The following is a 26,824-nucleotide window of genomic DNA, read 5'->3' on the forward strand; positions in this document are numbered from 1 at the left end:
TCGGCCGAAGGTCGGGAATGCGTGGAAACCCAGGCCTATCCCGCCATCTCCCACCATATCTTGCTGCACCGCACAATGTCGCACTGCCCTGAGTCATTCGCCCAAGGTCAATCATCCGGAGATTTTCATCAAATATCAAACAAGCACTCGCGAAAGTTGCGCGCCTCTTACCCAGAACACAACCTGATGAATACTTTTAGACCAACAGAACAAGCGTCGGATTTCTTGCACGACACCCCGACGCACTGGGGCGCAATTGGCAAAAATGGCGAAAACTGGGCGAATTTGCGCCTTTTGTCGGCGCCGCGATCACGATTTTATTTCAAGACGGTAAACATTTTGTGTTGCGGCGCAGCATTCCATGCTACATTCGTTAGCTATTGCGAATATGCCGTGGAGGAGATGAGCAGTTTGGGCCTTCTGCTGACCGGCATCGATATCAATCCAGCCTCAGCGGAAGACGCCGGCGGACGCGGCTGATGGCAAACGCCCGCGACATACAGCTCGATGCGCTGCGCGCCGTCGCGGTGACGATGGTGCTCTATGCCCACTTCCTGGCGCCCGGCGGGGCTTCTTTTGTCGGCCATCTCGGCGTCAGGCTGTTCTTCGTGCTGTCCGGCTTCCTGATCACGCGGCTGCTCATCGACGCGCGCGACGCCGCCGCGTACGAGGCGGGGCCGGCGCTGCGGGCCTTCTACATCCGGCGCATGCTCAGGATCTTCCCGCCCTATTTCGCGGTGCTGGGCCTGGTCTGGCTGACCGACCTCGAACATTCCCGGGGCTCGCTTATCTGGCACGCGCTCTATCTCTCCAATTTCTGGTACGCGCTGCGCAACGAGTGGACGCCCTGGCTGCTCTGCCATTTCTGGAGCCTCAGCATCGAGGAGCAATTCTATCTCGCCTGGCCGCTGATCGTGCTTCTGGCGCCGCGCCGGCGCATCGAGGCGATCGTCACTGGCGTGATCTTGTTGTCGCTCGCCTACCGCTTCTACTGGCCGGTGACCGCCGTGCCGACACTTGCCCGCGATCTGCTGCCGCCAGCCTCGATGGACGCGCTGGCCTGCGGCGCGCTGCTTGCGGCGCGCCGCGCCAGGGGCGCTGACCTGCCGCGCTGGATGCAGCTCGGCTGGCCGGTTTTCGCAACCCTGTTCCTGGCGATCCAGTGGTTCGTCCCGGCGCCGGCAAACCCGATGCTGGAATGGGCGCACTGGCTGCTGCTGCAGGTGCTGCCGCTGGTGCCACTGGTGGTTCTGGTCACGGCCTTCTCGCGAGGCGTCGGCGGCTTCATCGGCAAGCTCGCGGAATTGCCACCCGCGCTTGCCCTTGGCCGCATCAGCTACGGCATCTATCTCTACCACCCGATCCTGCTGGCCTATGCCGTCAAGGCGCAGCCGTGGATTCCGCTCAACGTCTCCGAACAGGGGCCGGGCCGTTTCCTGGTCGCGGGCGCGGCCACCATCATTGTCGCCGCAGTTTCCTGGACGGTTTTCGAAAAACCGCTCAACGGCTTCAAGCGTCACTTTCCCTACGTCGCGCGCCGCGCTCACCCGCGCAGCGCGGGCGACACTGGCCGGTTGACCTTTCCCGGCGTGTCGCCCGATCATCGCGCGGCAGGGCTCGACCTGTCGCGCACGGAGGCACGCCGATGACCGCCGCGCCGCTCGTTTCCGTGCTTTTGCCCGTCTACAATGCCGGGCCCTATATCGCCGCCGCGATCGGCTCGATCCTGCGCCAGGACTACGATCGCCTCGAGGTGATCGCGATCGATGACGGGTCGAGCGACAACTCGCTGGAAATCCTCGAGCGCCACCGCAAGGCCGACAGCCGCGTCAGGCTCGTCTCGCGCGAAAACCGCGGCCTCGTCGCCACGCTGAATGAAGGGCTGCAGCTCGCCCGGGGCGAACTGGTCGCCCGTATGGACGCCGACGACTTCGCCTATCCGTGGCGCCTGTCGCGCCAGGTGGCACTGTTTGCCGAACGGCCGGAGCTCGGCTTCTGCGGCGCCGGCATAGACATGCTGCAGCACGGCCGCATCAAGAGCGGCTCGCTCGATCCGGTGTTCAAGGTCGGCCGCATCCCGATCCTGTCGCAGTTCTTCACCATCTTCATGCACCCCACCGTGGTCTACAATCGCCAGGTCATCGGCGACGACAGCCTGCACTACGATCCGCAATACAGGCATGCCGAGGATTTCGACCTCTTCCGGCGCCTCGCCGCCCGCTACCCGGCGGCGATGATGCCGGAGAACCTGCTTGTCTACCGCATCCATCCGGGCAGCGTGACCAGCCGGCATTGCGAGGAGATGCGCCGCACGCATCTCAGGATCGTGGCCGAGAATCTCGAGGGCGAGGGCCTGGCGCAGGCGACGCAGGACCTGCGCGCCATCGGCGAGAACGTTTCGTTCGACACGGTCGCCCGCGCGGCCCAATTCATCGTTGCGCTGGAGGAGCGGATCGCCTCACTGCCCGACGAGACACGGCCAAGCTTCGCCGCCGGCGCGCTCAACCTTTTCTATTTCCTCTACCAGCTCGTCGGCGACGAGAAGAGGCCGCCGCTGACGCGTGAGCTGCTGACGCGGACGGCGAAATGGGACGCCATCCGCCGCCGAGAGAAATACGCGCTTGGCCCCGGCAACTGGGCTCCCTGGCTCAGCCTCGCCTCGATCACCGCCAGCAAGAAGGCCGACCGGCTGGCCTATCATTTCAAGGCCAGGCCGGAAGCCGAGGTGCTGAAGCCTTTTCGATTGGGGCTGGCATGATCGACAAGCCAGTCGTCCAGCCCGCGCGCCCGCCCTCACCCGCCCGCCAGCGGCCGGAGGTTTCCTTCATCGTCTGCTCGCGCGACCGCGTCGCTGTGCTGGAAGCCTGCATCGCCTCCATCCAGGCAGCCTGCCGGGCGCATGCGGCCTTCCCGGCCGAGCTGGTGGTGGTCGACAACGGCTCGCGCGACGGCACGCCAGAGCGCCTGGCGGCAATCGCCGAGGCTTCGACCATCCCGATCACCGCGATTCTCGAGTCGCGCCCCGGACTGGCGGCGGCGCGCAATGCCGGGTTGGCGCGGGCGCGTGGCCGCGTGCTGGTCTTCGTCGACGACGACTGCAAGCTCGACCGGACCTATCTGCGCGACCTGCAGCGGCATTATGCGAGCGGCGAGAAATGGCTGATCCGGGGCGGCCGGGTCGAGCTTGGCGACGCGCGCGACCTGCCCTTCACCATCAAGCGCTGCGAACAGCGCCAGCGGCTGACGCCGGCCGTCCATCCGGGCGGCTTCGTGCTTGGCTGCAACATGACCATGCACCGCGACGTCGCCGCGCGCATCGGCCCCTTCGACGAGCGCTTCGGCGCCGGCGGCGCGCTGCGCTCGGCGGAAGACACCGACTATCTGGTGCGGGCGATGCTCATCGGCATGCCGGTCGAATATGTGCCCGACATGACAATCTTCCACCATCACGGACGCCGTGACCGCGAGGCAATCGACCGGCTGCACCGCGACTATCATTTCGGCAATGGCGCGCTCTGCCTGAAGCATGTCCGCCGCGCGCCCTGGCTGCTGCGCCATTTCTACTGGGCGGCGCGCGCGGCTCTGCGCGAGCTTGCCGGCGGGCCCAAGTTCGATCCTGAGCTCAGGCTGTCGCATTGGCCCGTCGTCGCCATGAACCTGGCCGGCGCGGCGAAGTTCGCACTGCTTGTCATCGCAAGGCGGCCGGTGCCGGAGCCAACGGGCCGCGCCGAAGCGGGCGAAGCCGAGGCCAGGGCGCGATGATCCGGCCGCTGCCACCGGCGCTCTCGATGCTGCGCGGCGCGCTGGGCGGCAGGCTGATGCGCCTCTTGCCGGTCGTGGTGTTGCTTGGGCTTGCCGCCGCGGCGCTCGAAGGCCTCGGCATCGGCCTGATCATCCCGCTGCTCGGCATCATCATGGGCCATGGCGACGCTTCCGGCATGGGCGGCTTCTCGGCGCTGCTGCAGAAGGTCGGCGCCGGGCTCGGCGAGCGCGAGCGGCTGGTCGCCATTTCGGCGGCGATCCTCGGCTCGATCCTGCTCAAGAACCTGCTCGGCTTCGCCAACACGGTGCTGACCGCCCATATCTACGGCAAGGCGAGCTTCGCGATCCGCAGCGCGCTGTCGGAACGGCTCCTGCGGATCGGCTATCCCTTCTTCCTGCGGCAGAGCCCCGGCCGGCTGCTCAACATCATCTCCAACGAATCGTGGCGCGCGTCCGACGCCATCCAGGCCCTGCTCGGTTCGATCGTCAGCGCCTCGGCGGCGGTCATCCTGCTTGCTTTCCTGCTGCTTCTGTCCTGGCAGATGACTCTGCTGGTGACGCTGGGGCTGGCGCTCGTCCAGCTGGCGCACGCGATGCTGTCGGCGCAGCTCAAGGCGCCGAGCCGCAGCGTCGCGGCGCGCAACAGCGCGCTTGCCTCGCAGATGCTGCATCTGGTGCATGCCGGGCGCCTGATCCGCATCTTCGGCCAGGAGGACCGCGAGCAGGCTGCGTTCGACACGGCCTCCGACGGCGTGCGGCGCGCCGCCTTCGTGCTGGCGACCCGCCAGGGCGCGCTGCCGCCGCTGACCGAGGTGCTGCATGCGCTGCTGTTCCTGGCGACGGTGATCGCCGCCTTTCTCGCCAATGTCAGCTTCCCGCTGACCGCCGCCTTCCTCATCCTGCTTTACCGGCTGCAGCCGCATATGCGCGCACTGCAGATGTCGTGGAGCCAGTTGCAGGGGCTGTCCGGATCGCTGGAGGAAGTGAGCTGGCTGCTGGACCCCGCCGGCAAGCCAGCGCCACCGCTAGGCAGCTTGCCGTTTCCGGGGCTTGGGGAACGCATTGCCTTCGAGGGCGTGAGCTTCACCTATGCCAGCGAGGAGCAGCGCGCGGCGGTGCTGCACGCCGCGACATTCGACATCAAGGCGGGACGCTCGACGGCGCTGATCGGCCGCTCCGGCGCCGGCAAGACGACGATCGTCAACCTCCTGTGCCGCTTCGTCGAGCCGGATGGCGGCCAGATCCTCGTCGACGGCGCGCCGCTTGACCAGATCGATCCGTCCGGCTGGCGCCGCCACATCGCCTTGGCCAGCCAGGAGCTGGAGTTGGTCGACGGCACCATCCTCGACAACATCACCTATGGCCACGACACCGCCACGGCCGCTGACGCCGAGCGCGCGGCGCGGCTTGCCGAGGCGCATGAGTTCATCGAGCGCCTGCCGCAGGGCTACCAGACGGTCGCCGGCTATCGCGGCGTCAACCTGTCGGCCGGGCAGCGGCAGCGCATCGCGCTGGCGCGGGCGCTGGTGCGCGACCCCGACATACTGATCCTCGACGAGGCCACCAACGCGGTCGACGGGCTGTCGGAAGCGGCGATCGTCGAAACGCTGAAGTCGCGCGCCGGGCGGCGCACGACACTGGTCATCAGCCACCATCACTCAACGATCTCGTTCTGCGACGACGTGGTCATCCTCGACCATGGCAGGGTGAAGAAGCAGGCGCCGTTCGCGACGCTGGCCGCGCGCAGCATGGACGAGCTCTACCAGCCGGAGTGAGGAGTTTTCCTCGCCCCCACGGTGGTGGGGGAGAGGTGGCCAAGCCTCGCCAGAACCTAAGACGCGTGCAACCGGCGGCGCGCCCGCCGGCGATGCGTGGGGTGCGCGGGATCGGCGACCACACCGGCGATCTCGACGACATTGTCCTCGCGGGTCCTGGCGGCGGTGACCCGGTGCAGGCGCTCATAGGGCAGCAGTTCCTTGATGCGGGCGTTGAGCGTGGCGACCTCGGCGCGCAGGTCCTCGCATTCCTGCTTCTGAATATCGAGCTCGATCTGCTCGGAGGCCTGCTGCAGCGAAAGCTGCGAGAGATTGGCGTTGATGGCCGAGAGGTTCATCTTGTCGGTTTCGCTCTCGCTCCGCAGCGCCGCCAGCTTCTCGTCGGCGATCTGCTTTTCGGCGAGCGCGTCGCTGGCCTGCGCCTTGAGCCTGGCGATCTCGGCGGCCGCCTCGCTCGTCTCGCTCGCGGCATGCTCCAGCCGCGCCTGCAGATCCTGGATCTCGGAACGCAGGCCGCGCATCTCCGCTTGACCGCGGGCAAGCTCGGCCTCGCGGTCGCCCTTCATGAGATTGGTCGCCTCGGCCGATTCCTGGAGCTTCGCCTGCGCGCTCTCCAGCGCCTTCTGCAGCCGCGCCTCCTCCTTCTCGCTCCGGCCGAGCGCCGCCACCAGATCGGTGACGCGGGCCGTGTCGGTGGCATGCGAGGCGGCGACCTCGTCCAGCTTGTGGCGCGCCTCGGCCTCGCGCTTCTGCGACTGGTCGAGGTCGATCGCCAGGCTGACCTGCTTTTCCCTCAGCATCTTGCATTCGCTGGCGCTCCGGTTGGCCTCGACGGCCTTGGCCGAAAGCTGCTTGGCGATGTCGCCGAACTCGGCCTCGCGCCGGGCGCCGGCATTGGCCGCCTCGACGAGCTCGAGCCTCGCCGCCGCGAGCGCCGCGCGCAGCGTCTCGCGCTCCTGCACCAGGGCCGCCTCGCGCTGCTGCAGCGCCTCGAAGGCGCCGTCGCGCTCGCGCTGCCTGCGCCCCGCCTCGGCGAGTTGATCCGACAGCGCACGCTGCTCGCCGGCAAGTCCGGCATTGGTGAGTTCCATCTCGTTGGCGCGCAAGATGTCGCCGTGCAGTATGCCGAGGAATTCGCGCGTCAGATGGTGCGAGGTGGCGACCTCGGAGAGCTTGCCGGAGATCTCCTCCAGATGCCCCTGCGCGTCGCGGAACAGGCCGTCGAGGGCGCCGAGCGCGGCAAGCCGGGTCTGCGTGTGCGGGGTCAGCCGTGGCGGGTGTTCGGGACTGTCCGCATCGGCCTCGGGCCGTGGGCCGTCGCCTTCCTCCGTGGGATCGGCATCCCCGGCGCTGGCGTCCTCCAATGGCAGCTCTTCATCGAGACAGGCATCGAATGCTTCCGCCAAATCCGTCTGGAGCTCCTCGAAAGCTCTGTCCACCTCATCGGCACGCTTGATCAGCTTCTTGAAGTTCATGACCGAACACCTTCTACACACACACAGTCTTGATACTTAACGAATTGCTAATGTTCCCTTCTACATCCGCCGCTTCCGCAAGGGAAGTCCCCCGATAGGACTAGCGCCTAGCGAGATTCCCGCCGCATCCGCTTTCGCGTTGCGCTCAAATCCGCGATTGACGATGGCCGAGTGGGGAAGGTGGCTCGGCGAAGCCGAGAGGGAGCGGCGCGCCGGCCCTTGAAATCGATCAGAGGGAACGCCAGCGTTGCAGGCTCCCTCACCGGCCGCTGCGCGGCCACCTCTCCCCCGCCTCTGGCGGGGGCGAGGAACTCAAATGCTGGTACCCTACCCCGCCAGCGCCAGCGGCGTGGCGCTCTTGTTGGGGATCTGGATGTCGATTTCCAGCGTCGACATGGTCTTGCCGCGCTCCATCGAGACCTGGAGGTAGTCCTGGTCGATCTGCACGTGCCTGGCAATGACCGCCATGATCTCCTCGCGCAGGACAGAGACGAGATCGGGCTGGCCGCGGCTCTGGCGCTCATAGGCGAGCAGCAGCTGCAGCCGCTCGCGCGCGACCGGCGCGCTGTTGCGCCGCTTGAAGAGGTCGAAAATGTTCATGCCGCCCTCCTTCCGAGCAGACGGTCGAGAAAGCCCTTGCGCTCGAAGGGCACCACCACCGGCAGGTCCTCGCCCTCCAGCCGCCTTGCCGCGTCGATATAGGCCTTGGCGGCGGTGTTCAGCGGGTCGGTGAGCGTCACCGGCGAGCCGAGGTTCGAGGCCCTCAGCACATCCTGGCTCTCGGGGATGATGCCGAGCAGCGGCGTGGAGAGGATCTCCAGCACGTCGTTGATGGAAAGCATTTCGCCGCGCGCGGCGCGCGCTGCGTCATAGCGCGTGACCAGCACGTGCTTGGCGATCTGATCACCCTGCTCGGCCTTCATGGTGCGGGCGTCGAGCAGACCGATGATGCGATCGGAATCGCGCACCGAGCTGACTTCCGGATTGGTGACGATGACCGCCTCGTCGGCGAAACGCATGGCGAGCTGGGCGCCGCGCTCGATACCGGCCGGGCTGTCGCAGAAGACATAGTCGAACACCGAGCGCAGCCGCTCGATCACCTCGCCGACGCCCTCCTCGGTCAGCGCATCCTTGTCGCGCGTCTGCGAGGCCGGCAGCAGGAACAGTGTCTCCACCCGCTTGTCGCGGATCAGCGCCTGCGAGAGCTTTGCCGTGCCCTGGATGACGTTGACCAGGTCGAACACGACGCGCCGCTCGGCGCCCATGATCAGGTCGAGGTTGCGCAAGCCCACATCGAAGTCGACCAGCGCCACCTTCTTGCCGGTCTTGGCAACCGCAGCGCCCAACGCCGCCGTCGACGTCGTCTTGCCGACGCCCCCCTTGCCCGAGGTGACCACCACTACCTTGCCCATGAAATGCCTCCGTTTGGCGATTGTTCTTTCGGTTGGCCGTGCCAGGCACGGTGTTGCAGGACCATCGCACGCGAAACCGGTCCCAGGCTTACGCTCGCGCCGCTCACCCCAGCGGCACCACGCACAGCACGTCGTTTTCGAGGAAGGCCTGCACCGCCTTGCCGCGCGAAACCTTCTCCATCTCCTCGGCGGTGGTGTACCAGCCGTCGACCGAGATCAGCTCGGCCTCGTTCCTGCGGCAGAAGACGCGGGCCGCAATGTTGCCGAGCGCGCCGGCCGAAGCGCGGCCGCGCAGCGTGCCATAGACATGGATGGAGCCGGCGGCGACGATCTCCGAGCCGGACGCGACCGAGCCGAGCACGATGACATCGCCATGCGCATGGAAGATCGACTGGCCGGAACGGATCGGCGTGCGTACCATCAGCGTGTCGCCGCCCGGCAGCGCGGGCTTCGCCGGCACCTTGCCGTCCTCGGCTCTTTGCTCCTCGGCCTTGCCCTCTTCGCCCTTCTTGCGGCCGGGATGCAAGAGCAGGCCGTCGGAGGTCGCCTCCTTGGCGCCGATCAGCTTCGGCGGCAGGTGCGAGCCAAGCTCGGCGCCGCCGTCCATCTCGATGGCATAGACGCGGATGCCGCGCTGGCCAAGCACGCCGACCAGCGAATCGATGGCCGCGATATCGGGCTTCAAAGTGTTCAGATCGAGCACCACCGGCCGCCCGGTAAAATAGCCCGGCGAGTTGCCTATCCAGCGGTCGAGGCTCTCCAGCCAGACATCCAGAGGCGCTTCGGGGGTGAGCGTGAAAGCGACGAAAGAACGGGCGCGAAAACGGATGGATTTGGTCTCGACAGGGGCTGCGAAGGTCACGGGAAGCGATTCCTTACTGATAGGTAAACGCTAGGAGCCGAATGGTTAACGAATGGTTAATTTTGAGGGTGAGGAGTGTTAAGAGCTGACTTGGCTAACTGTTGTGGCGGGGTGGCCACAGGCACCGTTCCACTCTGAGAGGCGCTTGGGTGGCAACCGAGGCTTTGACGCGCCCCCGATGAACGACTGCAGCATGTGAAGTTCCTAATATACGCAGGTATGCCGCACCGGGCACAGTCTGGCCCGGCTGATCCACCCTTTTGGAAGGAGACGGGGCATGCGCATCAATCAGGCAGGCAGCAGGCGGGCAGGCAGCAAGTGGCCAGGCAGAGCAAGCGCAACGATTGGCGCGCTGTTGCTGGCATCCCTTGCAGGATGCATGACCTACCGGACGAGCAGCAGAGACACATTCCAGACCAGCGGCATAGACGCATGGTTGACAGCGGCCAATGCCGACGCGGTCGTCAATGCGATGGCAGCGAAGGGGCTGATGCCGGCGACCATCGACTGCCGCTTCGACCGCACCGTTCCCGGTCAGGTTGCTTACGCCTCGAAGTTCACCTGGCAGCGGGCTCCGGCAAACACACGCTATCATTGGGAAGTCGGCGATCCGACCTACCTCGCCAGCAAGGAAGTCAAATCCAACCGTGTTGGCCTTCACCGCATTGCCGCGAAAATCGTCCGCGACCCCGCCACCGGCCGAAAGGTTGGATGCTCGATCTGGACGAATTAGTCCCTGGCTGCCAGGCGCCGAGCCGGCGCGAGGCGCCGGCCCGGGTTGCCTCAGGCAATCAGGCAGCCTTGCGTTCCTTCAGGGCCTTCTCAAAGGCATCTTTGATCGGCTTGGATACGTCCTCGGCCGCTTTCATGGTCACGGCCTGAAAGTCCTTGGCCTGCTCGACGGACTTTTCCATCTGTTTGCGCAGGAAAGCGGTCTGCAGCTCGACGAATTCAGACAGCGACTTCACGGTAGCCAGTGCTTCAAGGTGCGTGAAGTAGGCGTCGGCATTGGCACGCAGTGCGGCAATCGCCTGCAGGGACACCTCGTTGCTGGTGGTCTTGGCCATTTCAAGGGTCGACTCGAGGGCCTTTTGAGTCGTTTCGGCGCCCGAACTCAATTTGGAAAGGACTTCCTTCGACTGTTCGACGCTGGGTTCGGCGGCAGCGCGGACCTGCTCGACAGCCTTGGACGGGTCGAAGGTGGAGGATTCGACGTTTTCGATGGTTTCGGTCTTGCCGGGGAGCTTGGACATTTTTTCCATCCTTTTCCAGGGGCGGCCTCAAAATCGAGCCGTCCCCTTCGTACGAAACCGCCGCAACGGATTTATGAAACCCGGATGAATTTGCGTAAGTGGGCAGAGCCTGGCGTTGCGCTGGATGCCATCCGTTGCGGAGCGGCACTGCCCAGCCTGACGGAAATTCTAGAACCAGCAGGCGTTGGCCATGGCCGAGCGTGTGGCCGACAGCTCTTGATCAAGAGCACGGCAATCGACCGAGCTGGGCCGCGGATCGGATCCCGGGGCGCCTGGGGCAAGCCACTCGACGGGTGGCCAAAGCGCCTCCCCGGCATCGATCGTTCATGACTGGATTCGACCTGGGCCTCATCCGATTGGAGGACGGCAGGAACCGCAACACAGCCATTTTATCAACTTAGCGGTGATGCATGGGCGGCCTACAATCTTTCCAGCCGGCAAACCTACCCCGTTTGCAGGTCAGACCCCGGCGGTCGAACCCCGAGCCCATGCGCCTTCCGGCCGCTGGGTTTTTCGGCCGCCGGGGCCTTAGGCCTCGCCGGCGCGTTTCCAGAAAATATGTCCCTCCTCGGGGAGATATCCCCTACGCGATCACGCCATACGCCGCGAATAGAACTCTGCTAGCTTGGATTGCGTGGCGGACCCCGGTTCGCCTGGCCGGCGCCATATGCCCCAACGCCCCCCGCCCAATGTGGCGTCGGCCATCTTCCATCCCTTGCGCCCCCTTAGCTGTCAAGGAATGGTGTAAGACGGTTCTGGTCGCCTTCGACCATCCCGTCCCCTCACGCTGCGATCTGCACCTCGCGCGCGGCCGCGATCATCACACTCGCGAGCAGGCCGTAGGCTGCTTCCCAGGCTTCACGCACCGGCGGCGTGAAGGCCTCGCCGAGGCCGGCGGCGAGCGTCTCGATCAGGGCCTGGCCGACGATCGGGTAGTGGTGCTCCTCGACGCCGTAGCCGACGTGGCGCTTGGCGAGGTCGCGCACGGTGGGCAGGATGGTCTCGGCGCGGTCCAGCCCATGCACGACGAAGCCGAGGGCCGCCATCAGCTTGGCGCCCTGCTGGGTCATATCCCTTTCCGGGAACAGCGCCCGAAGATCGCCGTCGATGGCGAACAGGCGTTCATAAAATATGGCGGCGGCGGCCGCGCGGATCGGCACGACCTCGCGAAAGCTGTCCTGAACGAGTCTGATCTGATCGGGTGTCATACGCGCGCTCCAATGGTTGGTAGGCGGCGACTTTCCTACCAGGACGTTTCCCAGGCATGTCGCCGCTCGTGGCGGCGTGTTTCGGCGATGTCTCGTTCCGGTATCAGGTTGTATTCGGCGAACCGTTTCACGCGCCAGCCGCGCCGCCCGCGCCTGAACGGAACAAGTCGGGCGCGGCGCTCGTTAATGCCGCGGACCATGCCGGATTAGGCGAAGTGGACATATCCGAAAATCAAATCATTGTCGCCGCCAGGACAGGCCGCGGCTTGCTCTGGCTTAACACCAAGGAACCCAGAGATGAAAACCGCTGTTTCGACCTCTCTCACAAGACGAAGCGTCGTCGCGCTGGCGGCGGCCGCCGCTTCGACAGCCATGATGGCCACCAATGGCGCGCTGGCGCAGGAGCAAGCCAAGCCCGGGAAGAGCCTGTATGAGCGGCTGGGGGCGTGTTCGCCATCGCGGCCGTGGTCGATCACTTCAGCGACGCCATCGTGAAGAACCCGATCGTCGGCAAGAAATCCAAGAATGCGCAGCTGCGGAAATGGCACACCAAGAACCTTGAACGGCTGCCCGGCCTCAAATTCATGCGCACGCTGTGGGTCTGCGACGTTTCCGGCGGCCCGCTCAAGTTCGTGGCCACCAAGCCCGGCGCGACGCCGCTCGGCCTCGAGGAAGCCCATCGCGACTTGCGGATCTCGCCGGCGGAGTTCGACGAGGTCGCGGCCGAGCTCGGGCGGACGCTCGACCACTTCAAGGTTCCGAAGGCAGAGAAGACCGAGGTGCTTGAAGCCTTCGCCGCGCACAAGGGCGAGGTTACCGCCGGCTACGACAAGCAGGGCTGAAGCCCCGCCAGGGTGACGCCCAAAGGTTGCCACCGATGACCCGCAGAGGCGTCGCGCACCGACCCTCGTTGCCGGAGATCGCGGCTGGCCCCCGCCTTGCGTATCGAGGCTGACGGGCCGGCCCGATCTTGCCCGCTCAATGCCGCTTGAAATACTGCACCTCGCGCTCGTGCTTCTCGGCGGCTTCGCGGGTGTCGAAGGTGCCGAGGTTGCGGCGCTTGCCGGTCGCTTCGTCCTTCTTGCGCGAATAGAGCCGGTATTTTCCTGATTTGAGTTTTCGGATCATTGTGTCTCTCCCGAAGCGGAAAGGCCCGGCTGTGCCGGGCCCCTCTTTCAGTCCTGGTGCTCGGGCATGTCCTCGAGCTGGTCCTTCGTCCAGAACGTGACGGCGTGGACGTCGCCGTCCTCGTCGCGCATGAAATCGAGCTGGGTGGCGGGAACGGCGACGGGCTTGGCGCCGATGCCCAGGAAGCCGCCGACGTCGATGACGACCTGGCTGCCGTGCATGTGGTCGACGGAGCCGATCTTCTCGTCGTCAGGACCGTAGATGGTCGCGCCTTCGAGGATGGCCGGGGTCAGCTCGGCGTCGGTGAGCCGTACGTGGTTGGTGTGGTCCATGGGGTGGTCTCCTTCGGGTTATGAAGGATGAACCTGCGAAGGCACCAAGGGTTCCGACAGAACAGACGACCTGGGCAGCGCGGACCACGGCAGCCCGCCGTGCCACGCCTGCTAGCGGCGCGGTTGCGGTTTCGCCACTGTCTCTGAAGGGCTCTCCGAGAGCCGGGCCGAGCGCTGGTCACCAAGCCGCGACGACCTCTTTTTCGGTTTCGGCTCCGCATTGGGGGTCGGCGTCTTGGCGATCAGGTAGTCGGCCCGATTCGTCCGATAGTCTTGCTTGTGGACAGACGTTTTCGGCATCGACATTTTTGATCTCCTTACAGAGATCAACGCGCAGCGACGCCGCCCTGTTCCCGGCTCGATTGAGTCCGAAACCTATTTGTTTTTTACGCAATTGCGGACGGAAAGCCGCCGCGCACTTTTCCTTAAATTGCTTTCAGAGCCGCCGTCTCGCCTTGAGGCTGCGGGCGGCGGCCTCGATCGCGGCGCGGTCGCTGCCCAGCCTGTCGATCAGCTCCTGCGCCTCGTCGCCCGTTATGCCGGTGCGCATGGCCAGCTCCTCGACCGTCAGTATGTCGGTGCTGGCGATCCTGCTGGTTTCCGGCAGGGCGTCATCGGCCGTAAGCGGCAAGGCCGCCTCGCGGTCGATTTCCGCCTCGGCCTGGCTCCAGTGCCGGTCGTGATTGCCGAACAAACGTCCCTCGCGTTCCCAGATCTCATAGGCACGCTGCCTGATCTTCTCCAGCCGATCATCACCCATTGTCGGTTTCTCCATTTCAGCTTTTGCTCAAACGCCGCACGCGGCCGAACGATCCCTGGAATCTGCACGATCGATGCGGGAGAGTTCCCCTGCGTGACTCGAAGCCTCCGCTTCCTCTATAGGAGGGCTCGCCCATGAATGGAGCCACTCGTGAGTGAAACCCTCATCGCCGACCTGCGCGCCGCCTGCCCCAACGCCGTGGTGTGGGACAAGGCCGAGCTCGCCAGTCGCGATCCGGGCTTCGACCAGCGCAATTTCGGCGCTTCGGCGCTGGTGCGGCCAGCCGACACGGAGGGCGTGGCGGCGCTGGTGAAATTCTGCGCGGCACGGGGTTTGAGCCTCGTCGCCCAGGGTGGGCGTACCGGGCTGACAGGGGCCGCCGCGACCGTGGCCGGCCAGGTCATCTGCGATCTCGGCGCCCTGAACAGGGTGGAAGAGATCGACCCGTTCGCGCGCACGGCGATCGTCGGGGCCGGCACGCCGCTCTCGGTGCTGCAGGAGGCGGCGGCCGCGCATGCGCTCGATCCCGGCATCGACCTTGCCGCGCGCGGCTCCTGCACCATAGGCGGCATGGTTTCCACCAATGCCGGCGGCATCATGGCTTTCCGCAACGGCACGATGCGCCATCGCGTGCTCGGCCTCGAGGCGGTGCTGCCCGACGGCAACGTGTTTTCCGACCTGACGCGGGTGCTGAAGACCAGCGCCGGCTACGATCTGAAGCACCTGTTCATCGGCGCCGAGGGCACGCTTGGCATCGTCACCCGCGTCGCCTTGCGGCTCGATCCGGTGACGGGCGCCAGCGCCACGGCACTGGTCGGCGTGCCGGACGCGGCCAGCGCGCAGCGCATCGTGCGGCATTTCCTGGAGCGTACCCAGACACGGCTCAACGCCGCCGAAATCCTGTGGCAGCGTTTCGCCGCCGCCATGAACCGGATGCTCGGCTTCGCGCCCGGCCAGTTGCCGCTCGATGCCCCTTGCCTGCTGGTGCTCGAGCTTGGCGCCGACAGCGTCGAGGCCGCGCGAGAGGCATTGGAGGATGGCCTAGCGGCGATCTGGGAGGAAGCCGGCATCATCGACGGGCTGGTCGCCAGTTCGGTCTCGCAGGCCGGGGCGATCTGGCGGCTGCGCGAGGAGACCGAGATGATCGAGCGGATGCACCATCTGCCGCCGTCCTTCGACGTCTCGGTGCCGGCCGGCGCGCTCGATGCCTATGTCCAGCGCATCGAAACCGGGCTGAAGCGCATCGACGCGACTTACGCGCCTTATGTGTTCGGTCATCTCGCCGACGGTAACCTGCACATCTCGATCAACACCGACGGGCCGGTTTCGGACGCGCTGCACGAGGCGATCGAGGACGTGCTCTATGAGGGCCTGCAGGCAAGCGGCGGCTCGTTCTCGGCCGAGCACGGCGTCGGCCTCGACAAGCGCGACGCCTATGAGCGCCACGCCGATCCGGTCAAGCAGGCGCTGGCGAGGGCGATCAAGGGGATGATCGATCCGGCTAATGTGATGAATCCGGGGAAGATAATCGCGGGGGAGTGAGGCTGCACCCCCACGAAAGTGGGGGAGAGCGACTATCTGGGGTCGCTGGCGCTCGGCGCCCGTGGCTGTCTGGTCGGACGGGCCTGAATCTATGGCCTCGGCGCCGGCGGCGCGACCGCCATCAAGATCCTGCGCAAGGAGCTATCCGCCACCATGGCGCTGACCGGGACGCGGAGCATCGAGGAGATCGACGCGAAGGTGCTGGACTAAACACTTGGGCCGTGAACTCACAATGCGGAATGGCCGGATAGGTGGAAAGCGGACTTGGGATTTGTGGAAAGCACTCATGGCGTGTGCCATGCTAGAACCGCGGTCATCGAGAGTGGTTCATGCATGAAGTGGGAACAGGTAGCATCGGATTTCGCCTGGGACGGATCATGGCGAGACATCTACGTTCTGAACACGTCTGAGGCGGATTGGCAGCGCGTCTGGGACATCCTCCGCGAATGGAGCCCGCCTGCTAATTTCAGTGTCTCCGGCAACATCGAGTCGATGCTATTGGGGGTCGAAGCGGCCCTGGAAAGCGAAACAGCCAGCTTACTGTCTTTTTACGTCGGGCCAATCCAGCTTGCATGTCACTTCTTCAGCACCGTCGAAATTGAGTTCGACTTCGATCCAAGGCAAGTCAGCGGAATACCCGAGGTAGAGCAGCTTGAAGGTTTTATGCGATTGCTCGGTGACGCTATTGAGAAGCAGGTAATTCTCACGCAGGAAAATGATCAGGAGGCTATCATCGCCCGCTACTCTCCCGATCTTGAGAGTGTGGTTTGGACTGCACTTTCATAGCCGAATGTTTGCAACGGGTTGCGTCGACGGGTGCAGATCACTGTCTCGGTCGATCAGGCAGTGGGCTCACTGGCTACTCGCACTGCCGGCGCGGGCCGCCGTCATAGGGCTGGTAGCTGTTGTCTTCCGGCCGGTAGGAGCGATAGCGGCTGAAGCAATAGTCGACATGGTCGGCGGAAACCCCGCCTGAGGCGCCCTCGCCCCACGCTTCCTCGTCCGGCCAGCCCTGATAGGTGCTGCCATAAATCGAGGCGGCCTCCACCGAGCTGTCCCGCACCTTGACGTAGCCCTCATCGGCGCCGCCCGCATCGAGATAGGGCGAGATGCAGCGCCGCTGCTCGCCGCTGTAGGACCTGTAACTGTTGTCGTCAGGACGATAGGAGCGGTAGCGGCTCGCGCACCATTCGAGATGGGCGGCCGGCAGTTCCGCGGCCTGCGCGCTATCCTCGCCGGCGGCCAACGCCTCGCCCTGCCCGTCGCCAGCCTGCGGCTCGATCGAGGCGGTCACCTCGGGCCCGATCTCGGGTTTCGCGGCATCGGCAGGCTTGGGATCGGCCGGAACCGGACGGGCGGCAACACGCTCGAGAGCCTGCTTGGCCGCGCCCACCGGCTCGGCGTTCCTGGTCCAGAGCTCGGCCACGCTTTGGCTCGGGGAGACCGTGCCGACCGGCTTGGCGGCCAGCAGCCAGGTGGCGAAGGCCAGTCCGCTGGCGAAAACCGTCAGCGTCAGACCGAAGCCGCCCAGAATTCCCAACAGAGCTTTCACGCCACGCTCCCTTTAGCCCCCGCTGATAGAAATGCGGAGCCGTGTGGCTGGTTCCAACGAGACGCGAAGGGGGCCCTCGCCGCAAGGCGGGCGGCCGTAACCTGGCTTGGGAGATGACGGGAACCAAGCCCTCGAAGGTTGGCTACCCCACAACCTCCCGATAGGCCCTGACCATGCCATCCTGCCCGCGGATGCGCCACGCCTCCCCGTCCCGGCCCTCGATCGCGCACGATGCCAGCGGTACCTTGCCGCCGCCTTCCGGCAGGTCGATGACATAGGTGGGATTGCAGATGCCCGAGAGGCGCTGGCGCAGCGCGCTCACCAGCGCCTGGCCTTCCGCGATCGTGGTGCGGCGGTGCGCCATGCCGCGTGCCAGGTCGCCATGGTGGAGGTAATAGGGCTTCACGCCAAGCCGGTACATCAGCTCCCGGCAGAGTTCCTCCAGCACCTCGACACTGTCGTTGACGCCTTTCAGCAAAACGCTCTGGTTGAGCAGCACGAAGCCCGCCTGCCTCAAGGTGCGGCAGGCCGCTTCGGTGGCGTCGGTGATCTCCCGCGCATGGTTGAAGTGGGTGACCACCGTCACCATCAGCCGACCCCGCAGGGCGGCGACCAGCTCTGATGTGATGCGCGAGGGCAGCGCGACGGGCACGCGGGTGTGGATGCGCAACAGCCGCACATGCGGGATCGCCTCGACGCGGGCGCGGATTTCGCTGAGCGCCTTGTCGGGCAGCGACAGCGGGTCGCCGCCGGTCAGGATCACCTCGCGGATCTCCTCGTGCTCGGCGATATAGGCCAGCGCCGGCTCCAGCGCCTCGCTTGTGTAGCCACGTCCGATCGATGTCAGCGACTCCTTGCGAAAGCAGAAGCGGCAATAGACGGCGCATTGATAGGTAGGGAACAAAAGCACCCGATCGGCATGGCGGTGCGTCAGCCTCGGCACCGGGCTGTAGGCATGGTCGGCGATCGGATCGTCGAGCTCGCCTTCCGCCTCGACCAGCTCTTCCGGCGACGGGATGACCTGCGCGCGGATCGGATCCTGCGGGTCGTTCCAGTCGATCAGGTCGAGATAGGGTCTTGGAATGCGCACCTTGTGGTTCGCCGCGGCTTCCTGAGCGGCCGCGCGCTCGGCGCGCGACAGCGGCAGCGCGGCGAGATCGCGCACATGGCGCACGCCGGCGCGGACATCGTCCTGCCAGGATGGATCGGCGGCGCGCTGATCGCTTGCGGCCACGTCGTTGAGGTTAGCGTCGGTCGTCATCGGGAGTTTCTCGGTAGCGTTCGCGCGGAGCTATCGAGCGTATGGGCGGCCGGGTCAACTGCCTGTTGCCGCCGTCCGTCGATCGTCGCGACCCTTGGCGCCCCCCTGCCCGGCCAGTCATTTCCCCACATGGGGAGATTGGCAGCTTCGCCGGCGTAACCCACGGCGGCCAAGCCACGACCAAGCCGGGTGGAAAAAACCGCTGCCGAACCCGACCTATCCTTGGAAAAAAAGAATTATTTTCACGCTGCGCCTTGTCTGCAAACCCACAGGCTCTATGTTGCAAGTATCGATCTTGCTTGTTGAACCTTGTTCTGGCGCAATCCGCGCTCTCAGCGATCTTCCTCTCAAAATCGATCTGAAAAGTTTGCCGCGCAGGCTGTACGGCGAGCAATTTTTCTATGGCTGATTGAAAGGAAATCGTCATGAATACTGGAACGGTAAAGTTCTTCAATGCAACCAAGGGCTTCGGCTTCATCGAGCTGGGCAACGGGCAGCCGGATGTCTTCGTGCACATCTCGGCCGTCGAGCGCGCCGGCATGGGGTCCCTCGTCGAGGGGCAGAAGGTCAGCTTCGAAATCGTGAAGGACAGCCGCAACGGCAAGAGTTCGGCCGAGAACCTTCAGGCCGCGTAGACAGATTGCGCTTCTGGTCTTTGACCACGGATGTACTGGCATCGATCATCGAGGCGCATGGGAGAGGCCGGGTTTCGCCCGGCCTTTTTTCTTTTTCATGATTGGAGACAGTCACATGCAGCACCAGCCGATACCCGAAGGAATATTCAAGCCGAAGCCGACAGCCATCGAAACGAAGCAGGACGCCACGACCAGGGCGGCCCGCCAGATCATCGATGGCGAAGCGGCCGAACGCGAACGAAAGACCGAACGCTTGAAGCAGGCCAGGCTTGCCATGCAAGCGGTCGAGGCCGCCAGCCCCGCGGCCAGGTCGCCGGCGAAAAAGCGAACCGGCCGGCGCAAGCAGGCCTAGTGGCGCGAAAGCCGGCGCCGAGGTTCCGTGCCACGAACCATAGGTGTTTGAGCAAAATGGTATTAATCTGCGCAGGCTGGGCTTCGGGGCAGGCCAATGGATTTCGGCGCAGGCCATGGCTACCTTCTCATCGGCGGCCTCATCCTGGTTGGAGCCGGGCTGCTGATCCTATCGCTGATCGTCAATCTTCGCGTGGCGCACAGCGTGCGCGAAGACGTGCGCCATCGTGAAAAGCTGCTGGAATATTACCGGAACATCTTTTCGCAACTGGGCGTGATCCTGATCGGCATCGGCGTCTCGCTGTTCATCTTCTTTTTCCAGCAGAACTATCAGGATCAGCGCAAGCGCGAGATTGAGCTCCAGCAGGTCATGGCAAGGCTGGCGGCGCGCATTGCCCGCGGCGCCCCGGTCGTCGAAACGCTCGGCGAGTTCGACGACGTGCTGGATATTGGCGGCGCCTATGTCGATCCCGAACTCGGCGGAAAGAACGGCGCGATCAGCGCGCAGGGAACCGAGCTCGGCAAACAGGTCGGCAAGATCCTGCTGGTCGAACGCGACGTCGATGTGCAGTCCTTCGACATATTGAACCTGTCGCGTGATTTCGAAACGACGTTCATTGTCAACGAACTCGACCCGACGCTGTGGTTCAACATCGTGCGGGACGAGAGCGAGATCAAATATGCCAGCACCCAGCTCGCCCTCGACTACAAGGACCTGCAGGAGGCGATCGGCGATGAGCCGATCGAGCTTGCTGTAGCCAATTCCGAAAAGGAACGGAAGATCAAGCACGAGGTTCTCGACATCCTTTACGATGCCGACCTGCTGCGCCAGCGCAGCAGGCGATTTCTCGCCCGCGCCTGCTGGCTGTTCAGCAAGGGGCGTGGCTTCGTCACCCTTGCCCCAGCCGAGCAGATCGAGGCCGATGCCGGTTCACAGCAGGAATGGATCGAGCGATCGAAACCGCTGCTGACGCAGTCAAAGTCCGGCAGCGGCGATTGCTTCAAGCTGCTGCACTACGGCCAGGCCTCCTGAGCTGATGACGAGCGGGCAAGGCGCACCGCATCAATGGAATTTTTGGCGGGACGCTAATATACATGGGTGCTCGACTGAGCAGCGTCCGCCGAATGCCATGCGAAGGTTCATCCTCACGGCAATATGTATCGCCGCCGCAACGGGCGCGAACGCCCATGACTGGTACGAAGACAAGATCGACCCGCTGACGAAATTCAAGTGTTGCGGTGGTCATGATTGCCGCGCCATACCTCCATCTTCGGTGCGGTCCAGAATTGACGGCGGGTACACTTACCTGCCGCATGATTTCACCATCCCACGGGAGCGTGTACAGGAATCCCCGGACGGCCAATTCCACATCTGCGAGAATACCTACGTCATAACCCATCAGCCGTATCTGCGCTGCTTTTTCGCACCGCGTGTCAAAGTCTCTCTGCTTCTCCCACGTTGAGGCCAATACTGCGCGTCGCGGCGGCCCGGATCGACATCGGCGGGCAATTGGCAACCTTCCCGTCGCATCCCCTTCCTGACGACCAGGATCGATGAAACAGCATGTCCGGGACTGCACACCTAATGCGGTCAAGCCAACGGCGCCGCGCCTCGCCGCTCTAGCGCGGTCTTGCGGATGATTTCCGCGATCTCCGGGCTGCTGCTGCACAACATCTGGAAATCCGCCGAGTGCAGTGACAGCAGTGAGACCGCCGTTGCGGCGCTGACAGTCGCCATACGCGGTTCGCCGCTGATCAGCGCCATCTCGCCGAAAAAGGCTCCAGGGCCAAGTTCCACCGGGTTCGACATCGCGACGCTGACGCGGCCCTCCACGACGAAGAACATCTGATCGCCGGTCTCGCCTTTGCGGCAGATCACGGCGCCCGCCGGCACGATGCGGGGCCTTAACGCGCGCACGATCTCGACCAGCACGGCCGGGCCGAGCTTCTGAAACAACGGCACGGCGGTGACCAATCGCCAATTACGGACGAAATCCTCGCGGCGAACTTCCTGATAGAAACCGGTGGCAAGAATGCCGGCCCAGAGCGCGAAGATGCCGATGCCACTCATCATGACCAACCCGGCAAGGACGCGGCCGGCGAAGCTTTGCGGAATCTCGTCGCCATAGCCGGTGGTCGACAGCGTGACCACCGCCCACCACATTGCCTGGGGGATGCTGCCGAACCTTTCCGGTTGGATGTCGCGCTCGATGACATAGGCCGCGAGCGCGACACCGAACAGAACGACGCCGAAGAGCGTGGTGACGCCGATCAGATTGCGCGCTTCGTTGGCCAGCACCCTGCCCAGGACCGGGAAGAAGGTCGAGTCGCGCAGCGGTTTCAGCAACCAGACGGCACAGTAGAGGCTGCGGTCGGGCGTGCCGACGAGCAGAAATGCGGCGAGTGGAACCACGACCGCGAGCACATCGATGGCGATTTCGGGCGTCCTGTTCCGCAGGTCTCCCGCCCGGCGCTTGAGCAGCGTCCCAGCCAGTTGCAGAAGATAGGCGCCCCAAATGACAGCGAGCACGGCCGCCAGGGCCAGTCTGCCGCGCCCGGACAGGTCCGGTATCGTCAGCGCAGCCACCGCCAGAAGCCCAGGCGCAGCCAGCACCGCGTTGAGCGGCGCGTAAATTCTCAGGAAAGGCAGTACCGACATTTTATGCCCACGAGCCGCTACCACCTGCAAAATAGAATGCCTTCAAGGCAAGCGCAAAGGTGCTTGCTATCGCTGCTATGTGCATCACCAACGGCGACCTATCTTGGCCAATCTAGTCGGCGACGCGCCGCAGCGTGCCGAGATGATTGTCGTCGAGGAACTCGATGGTGATCGTCGACGCCTTGCCGTCGGGGCCGACGACGAAACTGACGCCCGTCGGCCTGTCCGGCATTTCGGCATCGGGGTAGATCAGGAACAGGTCGCCGTCGAAATGCGTCAGGGAATAGGACCGGGCGCTGGTGGGGCCGACCCTGAGGACAAGGCCGTCTCCCGCGCTCGACACGTCCGCCTGGCCTATGAAGTCGTTGGCGTAGCGGCCGGCATAGGCACTGGCCGGCCCGGCCGGCCTTGCCGGAGACGGCGGCGCGGCAAAGGTGGCCTTGGCCGCCTCGACCACCGGACCGAACATGCCGGCATAGATGCCGTCCCACGCATTGACCCAATCCTGCTCGACAGCACCGTCGAAGACGAGATCGGCGAAACTGTCGGACAGTCCCTCCGGCACGCCTGTCGGGAAGGCGTTGGCGAGGATGACGATGCCGAGCTTCTCCTTCGGGAAGATCGTCACCAGGGTGCGCGCGCCGACGCTGAAGGCGCCCGCATGGCCCCAACTCAAACCGTGCCGGCCGAATTCGACGTTCCAGCCGAGGCCATAGAAGGATTCGCCGCCGGAGACGGGGTTCCTGCCCCGCGTCATCAGCGGCGCATGCGTCTGGGCCAGCGCGTCGGCGGCAATCAGCGTCTTGCCGGCATGGGCCCCGTCGCCCAGCACGAGGCGCACCCATTGCGCAAGATCGCGCGCGGTGGAGCTGACGCCGCCGGCGGGCGCCTGCGCGTCCGGATCGCGCTCGATCTTCGCCGCCCAGGCGCCATCGACCCTGACGTGGAGTGCTGCGCGATCGGGGTGCTTGAGGAAATCCGCATGACGCGAGCTGGTCGAGGCCATGCCGAGCGGTCGGTAGAGCTTTTCCTCGGCCACGTCCTCCCAGGATTTGCCCGTCGGCATTGCGGCGGCGACGGCACCCTCGGTCAGTCCGAAATTGCTGTAGGAGTAGCCGGCGCGAAAGCTCGATGATGGCGGCACGAAGCGCAGGCGGTGCAGTATCTCGGCACGGTCGTAGCCGATGTCCTCGAGGTCGTCGCCGGCGGTGCCCGGAAGCCCGCTGCGGTGCGAAAACAGATCGCGGATGGTGAGTTGGCTGGTCGGATAGGCTTCGGCGAGGCGGAACGCCGGATCGAGGTCGGCGATCTTCGAATCCCAGGACACGATGCCGTCGCCGACCAGCGCCGCCACGACGGTGGCGGACACCGGCTTGGAGAGGGAAGCGATCTGGAACACCGTGTCGGCGTCCACGGTCTCCGGCTTGCCGGCCTCGCGATGACCAAAACCCTTGAGGAAGATCACCTTGTCGTCGTGGACGACGGCGATGGCGAGACCGGGCACGCCACCGTCGGCGACGGTGGCCTCGGCGAGCGCCTCGAGCTTCGCCAAGGCGGCAGCGATGCGCTCGGGTGTGACGGGATCGGCCGGCGCCACCTGCGGCCAAAGCGCCAGGACGGCGATGAAGGCCCCAATCGTCAAATGATAGAGATTGCGACCAAGCCGCATCACGCGCCTCCCTTCCCTGCATTCATCTCACGATTGTACAGGCGGGCGCCGGAGGGGCCAAGGGTTGCGCCCACCGCGAGCGTCGCGCCTCGGCCCCCTCACCTCTCGAACTTCCGGATCGCCTCGGCGGTCACCGGCGTGAAGAAATTGACGAGGTTGCCGTCGGGGTCGCGGAACAGCAGCGAGCGGTTGCCCCAGGGCATGGTGGTCGGCGCCTGCACCAGTGAGCCGGCGATGCGGTCGGCAAGCCGCCGGTAGTCGGCGTCGACATCGGCGACGCGGAACTCGATGATCGCCGTCTGGTTGGCCGCCGGTCGCGCGACATGGTCGCCACCGAAGAGCTGCAGCGTACGCGTGCTGCCGATGGCGAGCGTGCCGGCCTCGGTGGTCAGCTCGGCGAAATCGTCGGTGTAAAGCGTCAGCAGGGTGCCGGTCACCTCCTCATAGAAGGCGACCAGCCGCCTGACGTCGGCGGTGATGATGCGGGTCGAAACGAAATTCATGAGTTTTCTCCATCGGATAGCCGCGGAGTCTTCTCCGTCGGTGCCAGCGCCTGTTGAGGCGCCCTGTGCCGACTTGTGGACCAGGCCTGTTGCCAGCATAGTGGCAGCAGGAGACATGCCTTGCGCCGCGCCGACAGACTGTTCCAGATCATCCAGATCCTGCGACGCTCGACCGACCCGATCACCGCCAGCCGGATCGCCGAGGAGCTCGAGACCTCGCGCCGTTCGGTCTATCGCGACATCGCCGACCTCATCGGCCAGCGCGTGCCGATCCGGGGCGAAGCCGGCGTCGGCTACGTGCTGGACCGCGACTACGACATGCCGCCGCTGATGTTGACCCCGGACGAGCTTGAGGCGGCCGTGCTCGGCGCGCAATGGGTGGCCGACAAGGGCGATGCGGTGCTGGCGGGCGCGGCGCGCGACCTGATCGCCAAGATCGCCATCGCTGTGCCCGAGCGCCTGCGCCCGTTCGTCAGCCACCCCAGCGTCGGCGCGCCGCTCAGCCGGGCGAGCCTGCCCGACGGGCTCGATGTCGCGCGGGCACGCGCATCGATCCGCACAGGCCACAAGATCCGCATCCGCTACCGCAACGAACGCGACGAGGGCAGTGAGCGCGTCGTCTGGCCGACGATGATCGGCTATGCCGAAACGGTGCGCCTGCTCGCCGCCTGGTGCGAGCTGCGCCAGGATTTCCGCCATTTCCGCACCGACCGCATCAGCGCTGCCGCGTTTCTCGACGAGCGCATCGGTTGCCGGCCGGCAGAGCTGCGCAGCCGCTGGAAGCGGCATATGGAGGCGCAAGGATTGCGCCTGCCTTAGCGCATGCCTTCGCCCTCAACGCAGGCAATTGGCGAAAGCCGGCGAGCGCGTCCCCCTCCCGTCACTATAAAGACGCCCTCCCCGGCCATCGCCGCAATCGACCCGCGCCGCGTTTTCGGGCAATCTGGAGGCGTCGGCCCGCCGTCAGGAGATGGCTGGCCGCTGAGGGAGGATTGCCATGACCAGAGCTTCGGCCGGCCTGCCGCGCTACGAGGACGCGGTCCAGAATTTCCACCTCGAGGACGAGATCAGCCGGCTGCACGGAGATCCGGCAACCGGCATCAACGCCTATGTCGAATGCTGCGGGCGCTACACCGGTGAGGACCGGCTGGCGCTGCGCGCCGTCTCGGCCAGCGGCGAGCTGCGCGAATTCACCTTCGACGACCTTGCCGACATGTCCGGCCGCGCCGGCAACATGCTCGAGGGCCTGGGCATCGGCCCTGGCGATGTGGTGGCGGGCATGCTGCCGCGCATCCCCGAGCTGGTGGCGCTGATCCTCGGCGCATGGCGCATCGGCGCGGTCTACCAGCCGCTGTTCACCGCCTTCGGACCGAAAGCGATCGAGCACCGGCTGAGCTACAGCAAGGCCAAGCTTGTGGTGACCAACCCGGCCAACCGCGGCAAGCTCGACGAGGTCGAGAACCATCCGCGCGTCGCCACCATCCTCGGCGCCGGCGACACCCTGCCCGCCAGCGACATCGATTTCGGCGCAGCGCTTGCCGCCGCCGCCCCCGACTGCCCGCCGGCGATGCGCAAGGGCGACGACCTGTTCATGATGATGTCGACCTCGGGCACCACCGGCCATCCAAAGGGCGTGCCGGTGCCGCTCAACGCGCTGCTCGCCTTCGGCGCCTACATGCGCGACGCGATCGGGCTCCGCCCCGACGATGTGTTCTGGAACATCGCCGACCCCGGCTGGGCCTATGGCCTGTACTACGCCATCACCGGGCCGCTGCAGCTCGGCATCGCCACCACCTTCTACGAAGGCGCCTTCAACGCCAGAAGCACCTACGACATCATCGAGCGGCTGGGCGTCACCAGCCTCGCCGGCTCGCCCACCGCCTACCGGCTTTTGATGGCGGAAGGCGCGGAGGCCGCAGCCCGCGTCAAGGGCAAGCTCCGTGTCGTAAGCAGTGCCGGCGAGCCGCTCAACCCCGAAGTGATCCGCTGGTTCGACGCTCATCTCGCCGCCCCCATCCACGACCATTACGGGCAGACCGAGAACGGCATGATGGTGAACAACCATCATGGCCTGGCGCATAGCGTGCGCGCCGGCTCGGCCGGCTTCGCCATGCCGGGCTACCGCATGGTGGTGCTCGACGAGGCGGGCAACGAGCTCGGCCCCAATCAGCCCGGCATCCTCGCGGTCGACATTGCGAAGTCCCCGCTGCGCTGGTTCGACGGCTACCACCAGGCCGAGACGCCGGCGATCGCGGGCGGCTATTACCGCACCGGCGACACGGTGGAGTATGAGCCGGACGGCTCCGTCTCCTTCATCGGCCGCGCCGACGACGTCATCACCTCGGCCGGCTACCGCATCGGCCCGTTCGACGTAGAAAGCGCGCTGATCGAACATCCGGCGGTCAACGAGGCGGCGGTGGTCGGCGTGCCGACCCGCAGCGCACCGAGATCGTCAAGGCCTTCGTCGTGCTGGCTTCGGCCTTCAAAGGCAGCGAGGCGCTGGCCGAGGAGCTGGCCCAGCATGTGAAGAAGCGGCTCTCGGCGCATGCCTATCCGCGCGAGGTGGAGTTCGTCACCGAACTGCCGAAAACGCCAAGCGGCAAGATCCAGCGGTTCTTGCTGCGCAAGGCCGAGGTGGAGAAGCGCAAGGCCGGGTAAAGATTCAGCTCTCCGTAGATTTCCGCC

Annotated in this window: 29 protein-coding genes and 1 pseudogene; 16 read left to right on the forward strand and 14 right to left on the reverse strand. The window is 65.4% G+C overall.

Annotated features, from left to right (window positions below):
• Positions 1–21 precede the first annotated feature (21 nt).
• The 5 genes from EJ073_RS09060 to EJ073_RS09080 are packed head-to-tail and all read left to right on the forward strand — an operon-like array spanning position 22 to position 5,537.
• Positions 22–480 carry a hypothetical protein gene (locus EJ073_RS09060; RefSeq protein WP_126055413.1) on the forward strand — a complete coding sequence of 153 codons (459 nt, stop codon included), beginning with the start codon at positions 22–24 and terminating at the stop codon, positions 478–480.
• On the forward strand, positions 480–1,649 hold the full coding sequence (locus tag EJ073_RS09065; RefSeq protein ID WP_126055414.1) for an acyltransferase: 1,170 nt from the start codon (positions 480–482) through the stop codon (positions 1,647–1,649). Before EJ073_RS09060 ends, EJ073_RS09065 begins: the two co-directional genes overlap by 1 nt.
• Positions 1,646–2,758: a glycosyltransferase gene (locus EJ073_RS09070; protein ID WP_126055415.1), complete on the forward strand. Its 1,113-nt coding sequence runs from the start codon at positions 1,646–1,648 to the stop codon at positions 2,756–2,758. The genes EJ073_RS09065 and EJ073_RS09070 overlap by 4 nt, the downstream gene beginning before the upstream one ends.
• The gene (locus tag EJ073_RS09075) at positions 2,755–3,762 is read left to right on the forward strand and encodes a glycosyltransferase (protein ID WP_126055416.1); all 1,008 of its coding nucleotides are present in this window, start codon (positions 2,755–2,757) and stop codon (positions 3,760–3,762) included. The genes EJ073_RS09070 and EJ073_RS09075 overlap by 4 nt, the downstream gene beginning before the upstream one ends.
• Positions 3,759–5,537, forward strand: a complete 1,779-nt coding sequence (locus tag EJ073_RS09080; RefSeq protein WP_190233838.1) for an ABC transporter ATP-binding protein — start codon at positions 3,759–3,761, stop codon at positions 5,535–5,537. Before EJ073_RS09075 ends, EJ073_RS09080 begins: the two co-directional genes overlap by 4 nt.
• Positions 5,538–5,593: 56 nt before the next feature.
• Here EJ073_RS09080 and EJ073_RS09085 read toward each other — a convergent pair whose 3' ends face one another.
• The 4 genes from EJ073_RS09085 to minC all read right to left on the reverse strand — a co-directional run bounded on the left by EJ073_RS09085 (position 5,594) and on the right by minC (position 9,286).
• Positions 5,594–7,012: a hypothetical protein gene (locus EJ073_RS09085; RefSeq protein WP_126055417.1), complete on the reverse strand. Its 1,419-nt coding sequence runs from the start codon at positions 7,010–7,012 to the stop codon at positions 5,594–5,596.
• Positions 7,013–7,339: 327 nt separating this feature from the next.
• Entirely contained in the window at positions 7,340–7,612 is a 273-nt protein-coding gene (minE, locus tag EJ073_RS09090; RefSeq protein ID WP_126055418.1) for a cell division topological specificity factor MinE, read from the reverse strand.
• Positions 7,609–8,424 (reverse strand): septum site-determining protein MinD, encoded by an 816-nt coding sequence (minD, locus tag EJ073_RS09095; protein ID WP_126055419.1) that lies wholly within the window; start codon positions 8,422–8,424, stop codon positions 7,609–7,611. The genes minE and minD overlap by 4 nt, the downstream gene beginning before the upstream one ends.
• A gap of 103 nt (positions 8,425–8,527) precedes the next feature.
• Positions 8,528–9,286, reverse strand: a complete 759-nt coding sequence (minC, locus tag EJ073_RS09100; protein WP_126055420.1) for a septum site-determining protein MinC — start codon at positions 9,284–9,286, stop codon at positions 8,528–8,530.
• 277 nt (positions 9,287–9,563) lie between these two features.
• On the opposite strand from minC, the gene EJ073_RS09105 reads away from it, so the two are divergent.
• Entirely contained in the window at positions 9,564–10,019 is a 456-nt protein-coding gene (locus EJ073_RS09105; RefSeq protein WP_126055421.1) for a hypothetical protein, read from the forward strand.
• Between the two features lie 58 nt (positions 10,020–10,077).
• On the opposite strand, the gene EJ073_RS09110 is transcribed toward EJ073_RS09105, so the two are convergent.
• Both EJ073_RS09110 and EJ073_RS09115 read right to left on the reverse strand, forming a co-directional pair.
• Positions 10,078–10,539: a phasin gene (locus tag EJ073_RS09110; protein ID WP_126055422.1), complete on the reverse strand. Its 462-nt coding sequence runs from the start codon at positions 10,537–10,539 to the stop codon at positions 10,078–10,080.
• Positions 10,540–11,321: 782 nt separating this feature from the next.
• Complete coding sequence (locus EJ073_RS09115; protein ID WP_126055423.1) at positions 11,322–11,747, reverse strand: globin family protein; 426 nt, start codon at positions 11,745–11,747, stop codon at positions 11,322–11,324.
• A gap of 56 nt (positions 11,748–11,803) precedes the next feature.
• On the opposite strand from EJ073_RS09115, the gene EJ073_RS32040 reads away from it, so the two are divergent.
• Both EJ073_RS32040 and EJ073_RS09120 read left to right on the forward strand, forming a co-directional pair.
• Entirely contained in the window at positions 11,804–12,181 is a 378-nt protein-coding gene (locus EJ073_RS32040; RefSeq protein WP_245455517.1) for a hypothetical protein, read from the forward strand.
• Between the two features lie 12 nt (positions 12,182–12,193).
• Complete coding sequence (locus EJ073_RS09120; RefSeq protein ID WP_245455518.1) at positions 12,194–12,589, forward strand: group 1 truncated hemoglobin; 396 nt, start codon at positions 12,194–12,196, stop codon at positions 12,587–12,589.
• 136 nt (positions 12,590–12,725) lie between these two features.
• Here EJ073_RS09120 and EJ073_RS09125 read toward each other — a convergent pair whose 3' ends face one another.
• From EJ073_RS09125 to EJ073_RS09135, 3 genes are all read right to left on the reverse strand, one after another.
• Complete coding sequence (locus EJ073_RS09125) at positions 12,726–12,875, reverse strand: hypothetical protein (protein WP_126055424.1); 150 nt, start codon at positions 12,873–12,875, stop codon at positions 12,726–12,728.
• Between the two features lie 47 nt (positions 12,876–12,922).
• Positions 12,923–13,207 carry a PRC-barrel domain containing protein gene (locus tag EJ073_RS09130; protein ID WP_126055425.1) on the reverse strand — a complete coding sequence of 95 codons (285 nt, stop codon included), beginning with the start codon at positions 13,205–13,207 and terminating at the stop codon, positions 12,923–12,925.
• A gap of 436 nt (positions 13,208–13,643) precedes the next feature.
• A complete protein-coding gene (locus EJ073_RS09135) occupies positions 13,644–13,967 on the reverse strand; it encodes a DUF2934 domain-containing protein (RefSeq protein WP_126055426.1) in 324 nt (107 codons plus the stop codon).
• A gap of 150 nt (positions 13,968–14,117) precedes the next feature.
• Here EJ073_RS09135 and EJ073_RS09140 point away from each other — a divergent pair, with 150 nt between their 5' ends.
• The 3 genes from EJ073_RS09140 to EJ073_RS09150 all read left to right on the forward strand — a co-directional run bounded on the left by EJ073_RS09140 (position 14,118) and on the right by EJ073_RS09150 (position 16,295).
• On the forward strand, positions 14,118–15,509 hold the full coding sequence (locus tag EJ073_RS09140) for an FAD-binding oxidoreductase (RefSeq protein ID WP_189347556.1): 1,392 nt from the start codon (positions 14,118–14,120) through the stop codon (positions 15,507–15,509).
• 129 nt (positions 15,510–15,638) lie between these two features.
• Positions 15,639–15,719, forward strand: a complete 81-nt coding sequence (locus EJ073_RS32045) for an alpha-hydroxy-acid oxidizing protein (RefSeq protein ID WP_245455704.1) — start codon at positions 15,639–15,641, stop codon at positions 15,717–15,719.
• A 123-nt stretch (positions 15,720–15,842) separates the two neighbouring features.
• Positions 15,843–16,295, forward strand: coding sequence for a hypothetical protein (locus EJ073_RS09150; protein ID WP_126055428.1), 453 nt, complete (start codon positions 15,843–15,845; stop codon positions 16,293–16,295).
• A 73-nt stretch (positions 16,296–16,368) separates the two neighbouring features.
• Here the strand turns inward: EJ073_RS09150 and EJ073_RS09155 are convergent, their stop codons facing one another.
• Both EJ073_RS09155 and EJ073_RS09160 read right to left on the reverse strand, forming a co-directional pair.
• Positions 16,369–17,061, reverse strand: coding sequence for a BA14K family protein (locus EJ073_RS09155; protein ID WP_126055429.1), 693 nt, complete (start codon positions 17,059–17,061; stop codon positions 16,369–16,371).
• Between the two features lie 142 nt (positions 17,062–17,203).
• Positions 17,204–18,322 carry a KamA family radical SAM protein gene (locus EJ073_RS09160; RefSeq protein ID WP_126055430.1) on the reverse strand — a complete coding sequence of 373 codons (1,119 nt, stop codon included), beginning with the start codon at positions 18,320–18,322 and terminating at the stop codon, positions 17,204–17,206.
• A gap of 425 nt (positions 18,323–18,747) precedes the next feature.
• Here EJ073_RS09160 and EJ073_RS09165 point away from each other — a divergent pair, with 425 nt between their 5' ends.
• The 3 genes from EJ073_RS09165 (at position 18,748) to EJ073_RS09175 (ending at position 20,341) form a co-directional block, all read left to right on the forward strand.
• Positions 18,748–18,957: a cold-shock protein gene (locus EJ073_RS09165; protein WP_126055431.1), complete on the forward strand. Its 210-nt coding sequence runs from the start codon at positions 18,748–18,750 to the stop codon at positions 18,955–18,957.
• A 115-nt stretch (positions 18,958–19,072) separates the two neighbouring features.
• Positions 19,073–19,309, forward strand: a complete 237-nt coding sequence (locus EJ073_RS09170) for a hypothetical protein (RefSeq protein ID WP_126055432.1) — start codon at positions 19,073–19,075, stop codon at positions 19,307–19,309.
• Between the two features lie 96 nt (positions 19,310–19,405).
• Positions 19,406–20,341, forward strand: coding sequence for a hypothetical protein (locus EJ073_RS09175; protein ID WP_126055433.1), 936 nt, complete (start codon positions 19,406–19,408; stop codon positions 20,339–20,341).
• A 558-nt stretch (positions 20,342–20,899) separates the two neighbouring features.
• On the opposite strand, the gene EJ073_RS09180 is transcribed toward EJ073_RS09175, so the two are convergent.
• The 3 genes from EJ073_RS09180 to EJ073_RS09190 all read right to left on the reverse strand — a co-directional run bounded on the left by EJ073_RS09180 (position 20,900) and on the right by EJ073_RS09190 (position 24,139).
• A complete protein-coding gene (locus tag EJ073_RS09180) occupies positions 20,900–21,967 on the reverse strand; it encodes a cyclic nucleotide-gated potassium channel (protein WP_126055434.1) in 1,068 nt (355 codons plus the stop codon).
• 112 nt (positions 21,968–22,079) lie between these two features.
• Positions 22,080–23,636 carry a serine hydrolase gene (locus EJ073_RS09185; RefSeq protein WP_126055435.1) on the reverse strand — a complete coding sequence of 519 codons (1,557 nt, stop codon included), beginning with the start codon at positions 23,634–23,636 and terminating at the stop codon, positions 22,080–22,082.
• Between the two features lie 98 nt (positions 23,637–23,734).
• Positions 23,735–24,139 (reverse strand): VOC family protein, encoded by a 405-nt coding sequence (locus EJ073_RS09190; RefSeq protein WP_126055436.1) that lies wholly within the window; start codon positions 24,137–24,139, stop codon positions 23,735–23,737.
• A 120-nt stretch (positions 24,140–24,259) separates the two neighbouring features.
• Between EJ073_RS09190 and EJ073_RS09195 the strand changes: the two genes are divergently transcribed.
• The gene (locus EJ073_RS09195; protein ID WP_126055437.1) at positions 24,260–24,958 is read left to right on the forward strand and encodes a YafY family protein; all 699 of its coding nucleotides are present in this window, start codon (positions 24,260–24,262) and stop codon (positions 24,956–24,958) included.
• Positions 24,959–25,130: 172 nt separating this feature from the next.
• Positions 25,131–26,797: pseudogene (locus tag EJ073_RS32050) on the forward strand (acyl-CoA synthetase).
• Positions 26,798–26,824 lie beyond the last annotated feature (27 nt).

The organism is Mesorhizobium sp. M4B.F.Ca.ET.058.02.1.1 (genome assembly GCF_003952505.1).
GTDB lineage: Bacteria > Pseudomonadota > Alphaproteobacteria > Rhizobiales > Rhizobiaceae > Mesorhizobium.

What these genes read in the sequence shown, in the direction of transcription:
- EJ073_RS09065 (WP_126055414.1), top strand. Translation starts at nt 480, where the DNA reads ATGGCAAACGCCCGCGACATACAGCTCGATGCGCTGCGCGCCGTCGCG.
- EJ073_RS09070 (WP_126055415.1), top strand. Translation starts at nt 1,646, where the DNA reads ATGACCGCCGCGCCGCTCGTTTCCGTGCTTTTGCCCGTCTACAATGCC.
- EJ073_RS09075 (WP_126055416.1), top strand. Translation starts at nt 2,755, where the DNA reads ATGATCGACAAGCCAGTCGTCCAGCCCGCGCGCCCGCCCTCACCCGCC.
- EJ073_RS09080 (WP_190233838.1), top strand. Translation starts at nt 3,759, where the DNA reads ATGATCCGGCCGCTGCCACCGGCGCTCTCGATGCTGCGCGGCGCGCTG.
- EJ073_RS09085 (WP_126055417.1), bottom strand. Translation starts at nt 7,012, where the DNA reads ATGAACTTCAAGAAGCTGATCAAGCGTGCCGATGAGGTGGACAGAGCT.
- minE (WP_126055418.1), bottom strand. Translation starts at nt 7,612, where the DNA reads ATGAACATTTTCGACCTCTTCAAGCGGCGCAACAGCGCGCCGGTCGCG.
- minD (WP_126055419.1), bottom strand. Translation starts at nt 8,424, where the DNA reads ATGGGCAAGGTAGTGGTGGTCACCTCGGGCAAGGGGGGCGTCGGCAAG.
- EJ073_RS09105 (WP_126055421.1), top strand. Translation starts at nt 9,564, where the DNA reads ATGCGCATCAATCAGGCAGGCAGCAGGCGGGCAGGCAGCAAGTGGCCA.
- EJ073_RS09110 (WP_126055422.1), bottom strand. Translation starts at nt 10,539, where the DNA reads ATGTCCAAGCTCCCCGGCAAGACCGAAACCATCGAAAACGTCGAATCC.
- EJ073_RS09115 (WP_126055423.1), bottom strand. Translation starts at nt 11,747, where the DNA reads ATGACACCCGATCAGATCAGACTCGTTCAGGACAGCTTTCGCGAGGTC.
- EJ073_RS32040 (WP_245455517.1), top strand. Translation starts at nt 11,804, where the DNA reads ATGTCGCCGCTCGTGGCGGCGTGTTTCGGCGATGTCTCGTTCCGGTAT.
- EJ073_RS09125 (WP_126055424.1), bottom strand. Translation starts at nt 12,875, where the DNA reads ATGATCCGAAAACTCAAATCAGGAAAATACCGGCTCTATTCGCGCAAG.
- EJ073_RS09130 (WP_126055425.1), bottom strand. Translation starts at nt 13,207, where the DNA reads ATGGACCACACCAACCACGTACGGCTCACCGACGCCGAGCTGACCCCG.
- EJ073_RS09135 (WP_126055426.1), bottom strand. Translation starts at nt 13,967, where the DNA reads ATGGGTGATGATCGGCTGGAGAAGATCAGGCAGCGTGCCTATGAGATC.
- EJ073_RS09150 (WP_126055428.1), top strand. Translation starts at nt 15,843, where the DNA reads ATGAAGTGGGAACAGGTAGCATCGGATTTCGCCTGGGACGGATCATGG.
- EJ073_RS09160 (WP_126055430.1), bottom strand. Translation starts at nt 18,322, where the DNA reads ATGACGACCGACGCTAACCTCAACGACGTGGCCGCAAGCGATCAGCGC.
- EJ073_RS09165 (WP_126055431.1), top strand. Translation starts at nt 18,748, where the DNA reads ATGAATACTGGAACGGTAAAGTTCTTCAATGCAACCAAGGGCTTCGGC.
- EJ073_RS09170 (WP_126055432.1), top strand. Translation starts at nt 19,073, where the DNA reads ATGCAGCACCAGCCGATACCCGAAGGAATATTCAAGCCGAAGCCGACA.
- EJ073_RS09175 (WP_126055433.1), top strand. Translation starts at nt 19,406, where the DNA reads ATGGATTTCGGCGCAGGCCATGGCTACCTTCTCATCGGCGGCCTCATC.
- EJ073_RS09180 (WP_126055434.1), bottom strand. Translation starts at nt 21,967, where the DNA reads ATGTCGGTACTGCCTTTCCTGAGAATTTACGCGCCGCTCAACGCGGTG.
- EJ073_RS09185 (WP_126055435.1), bottom strand. Translation starts at nt 23,636, where the DNA reads ATGCGGCTTGGTCGCAATCTCTATCATTTGACGATTGGGGCCTTCATC.
- EJ073_RS09190 (WP_126055436.1), bottom strand. Translation starts at nt 24,139, where the DNA reads ATGAATTTCGTTTCGACCCGCATCATCACCGCCGACGTCAGGCGGCTG.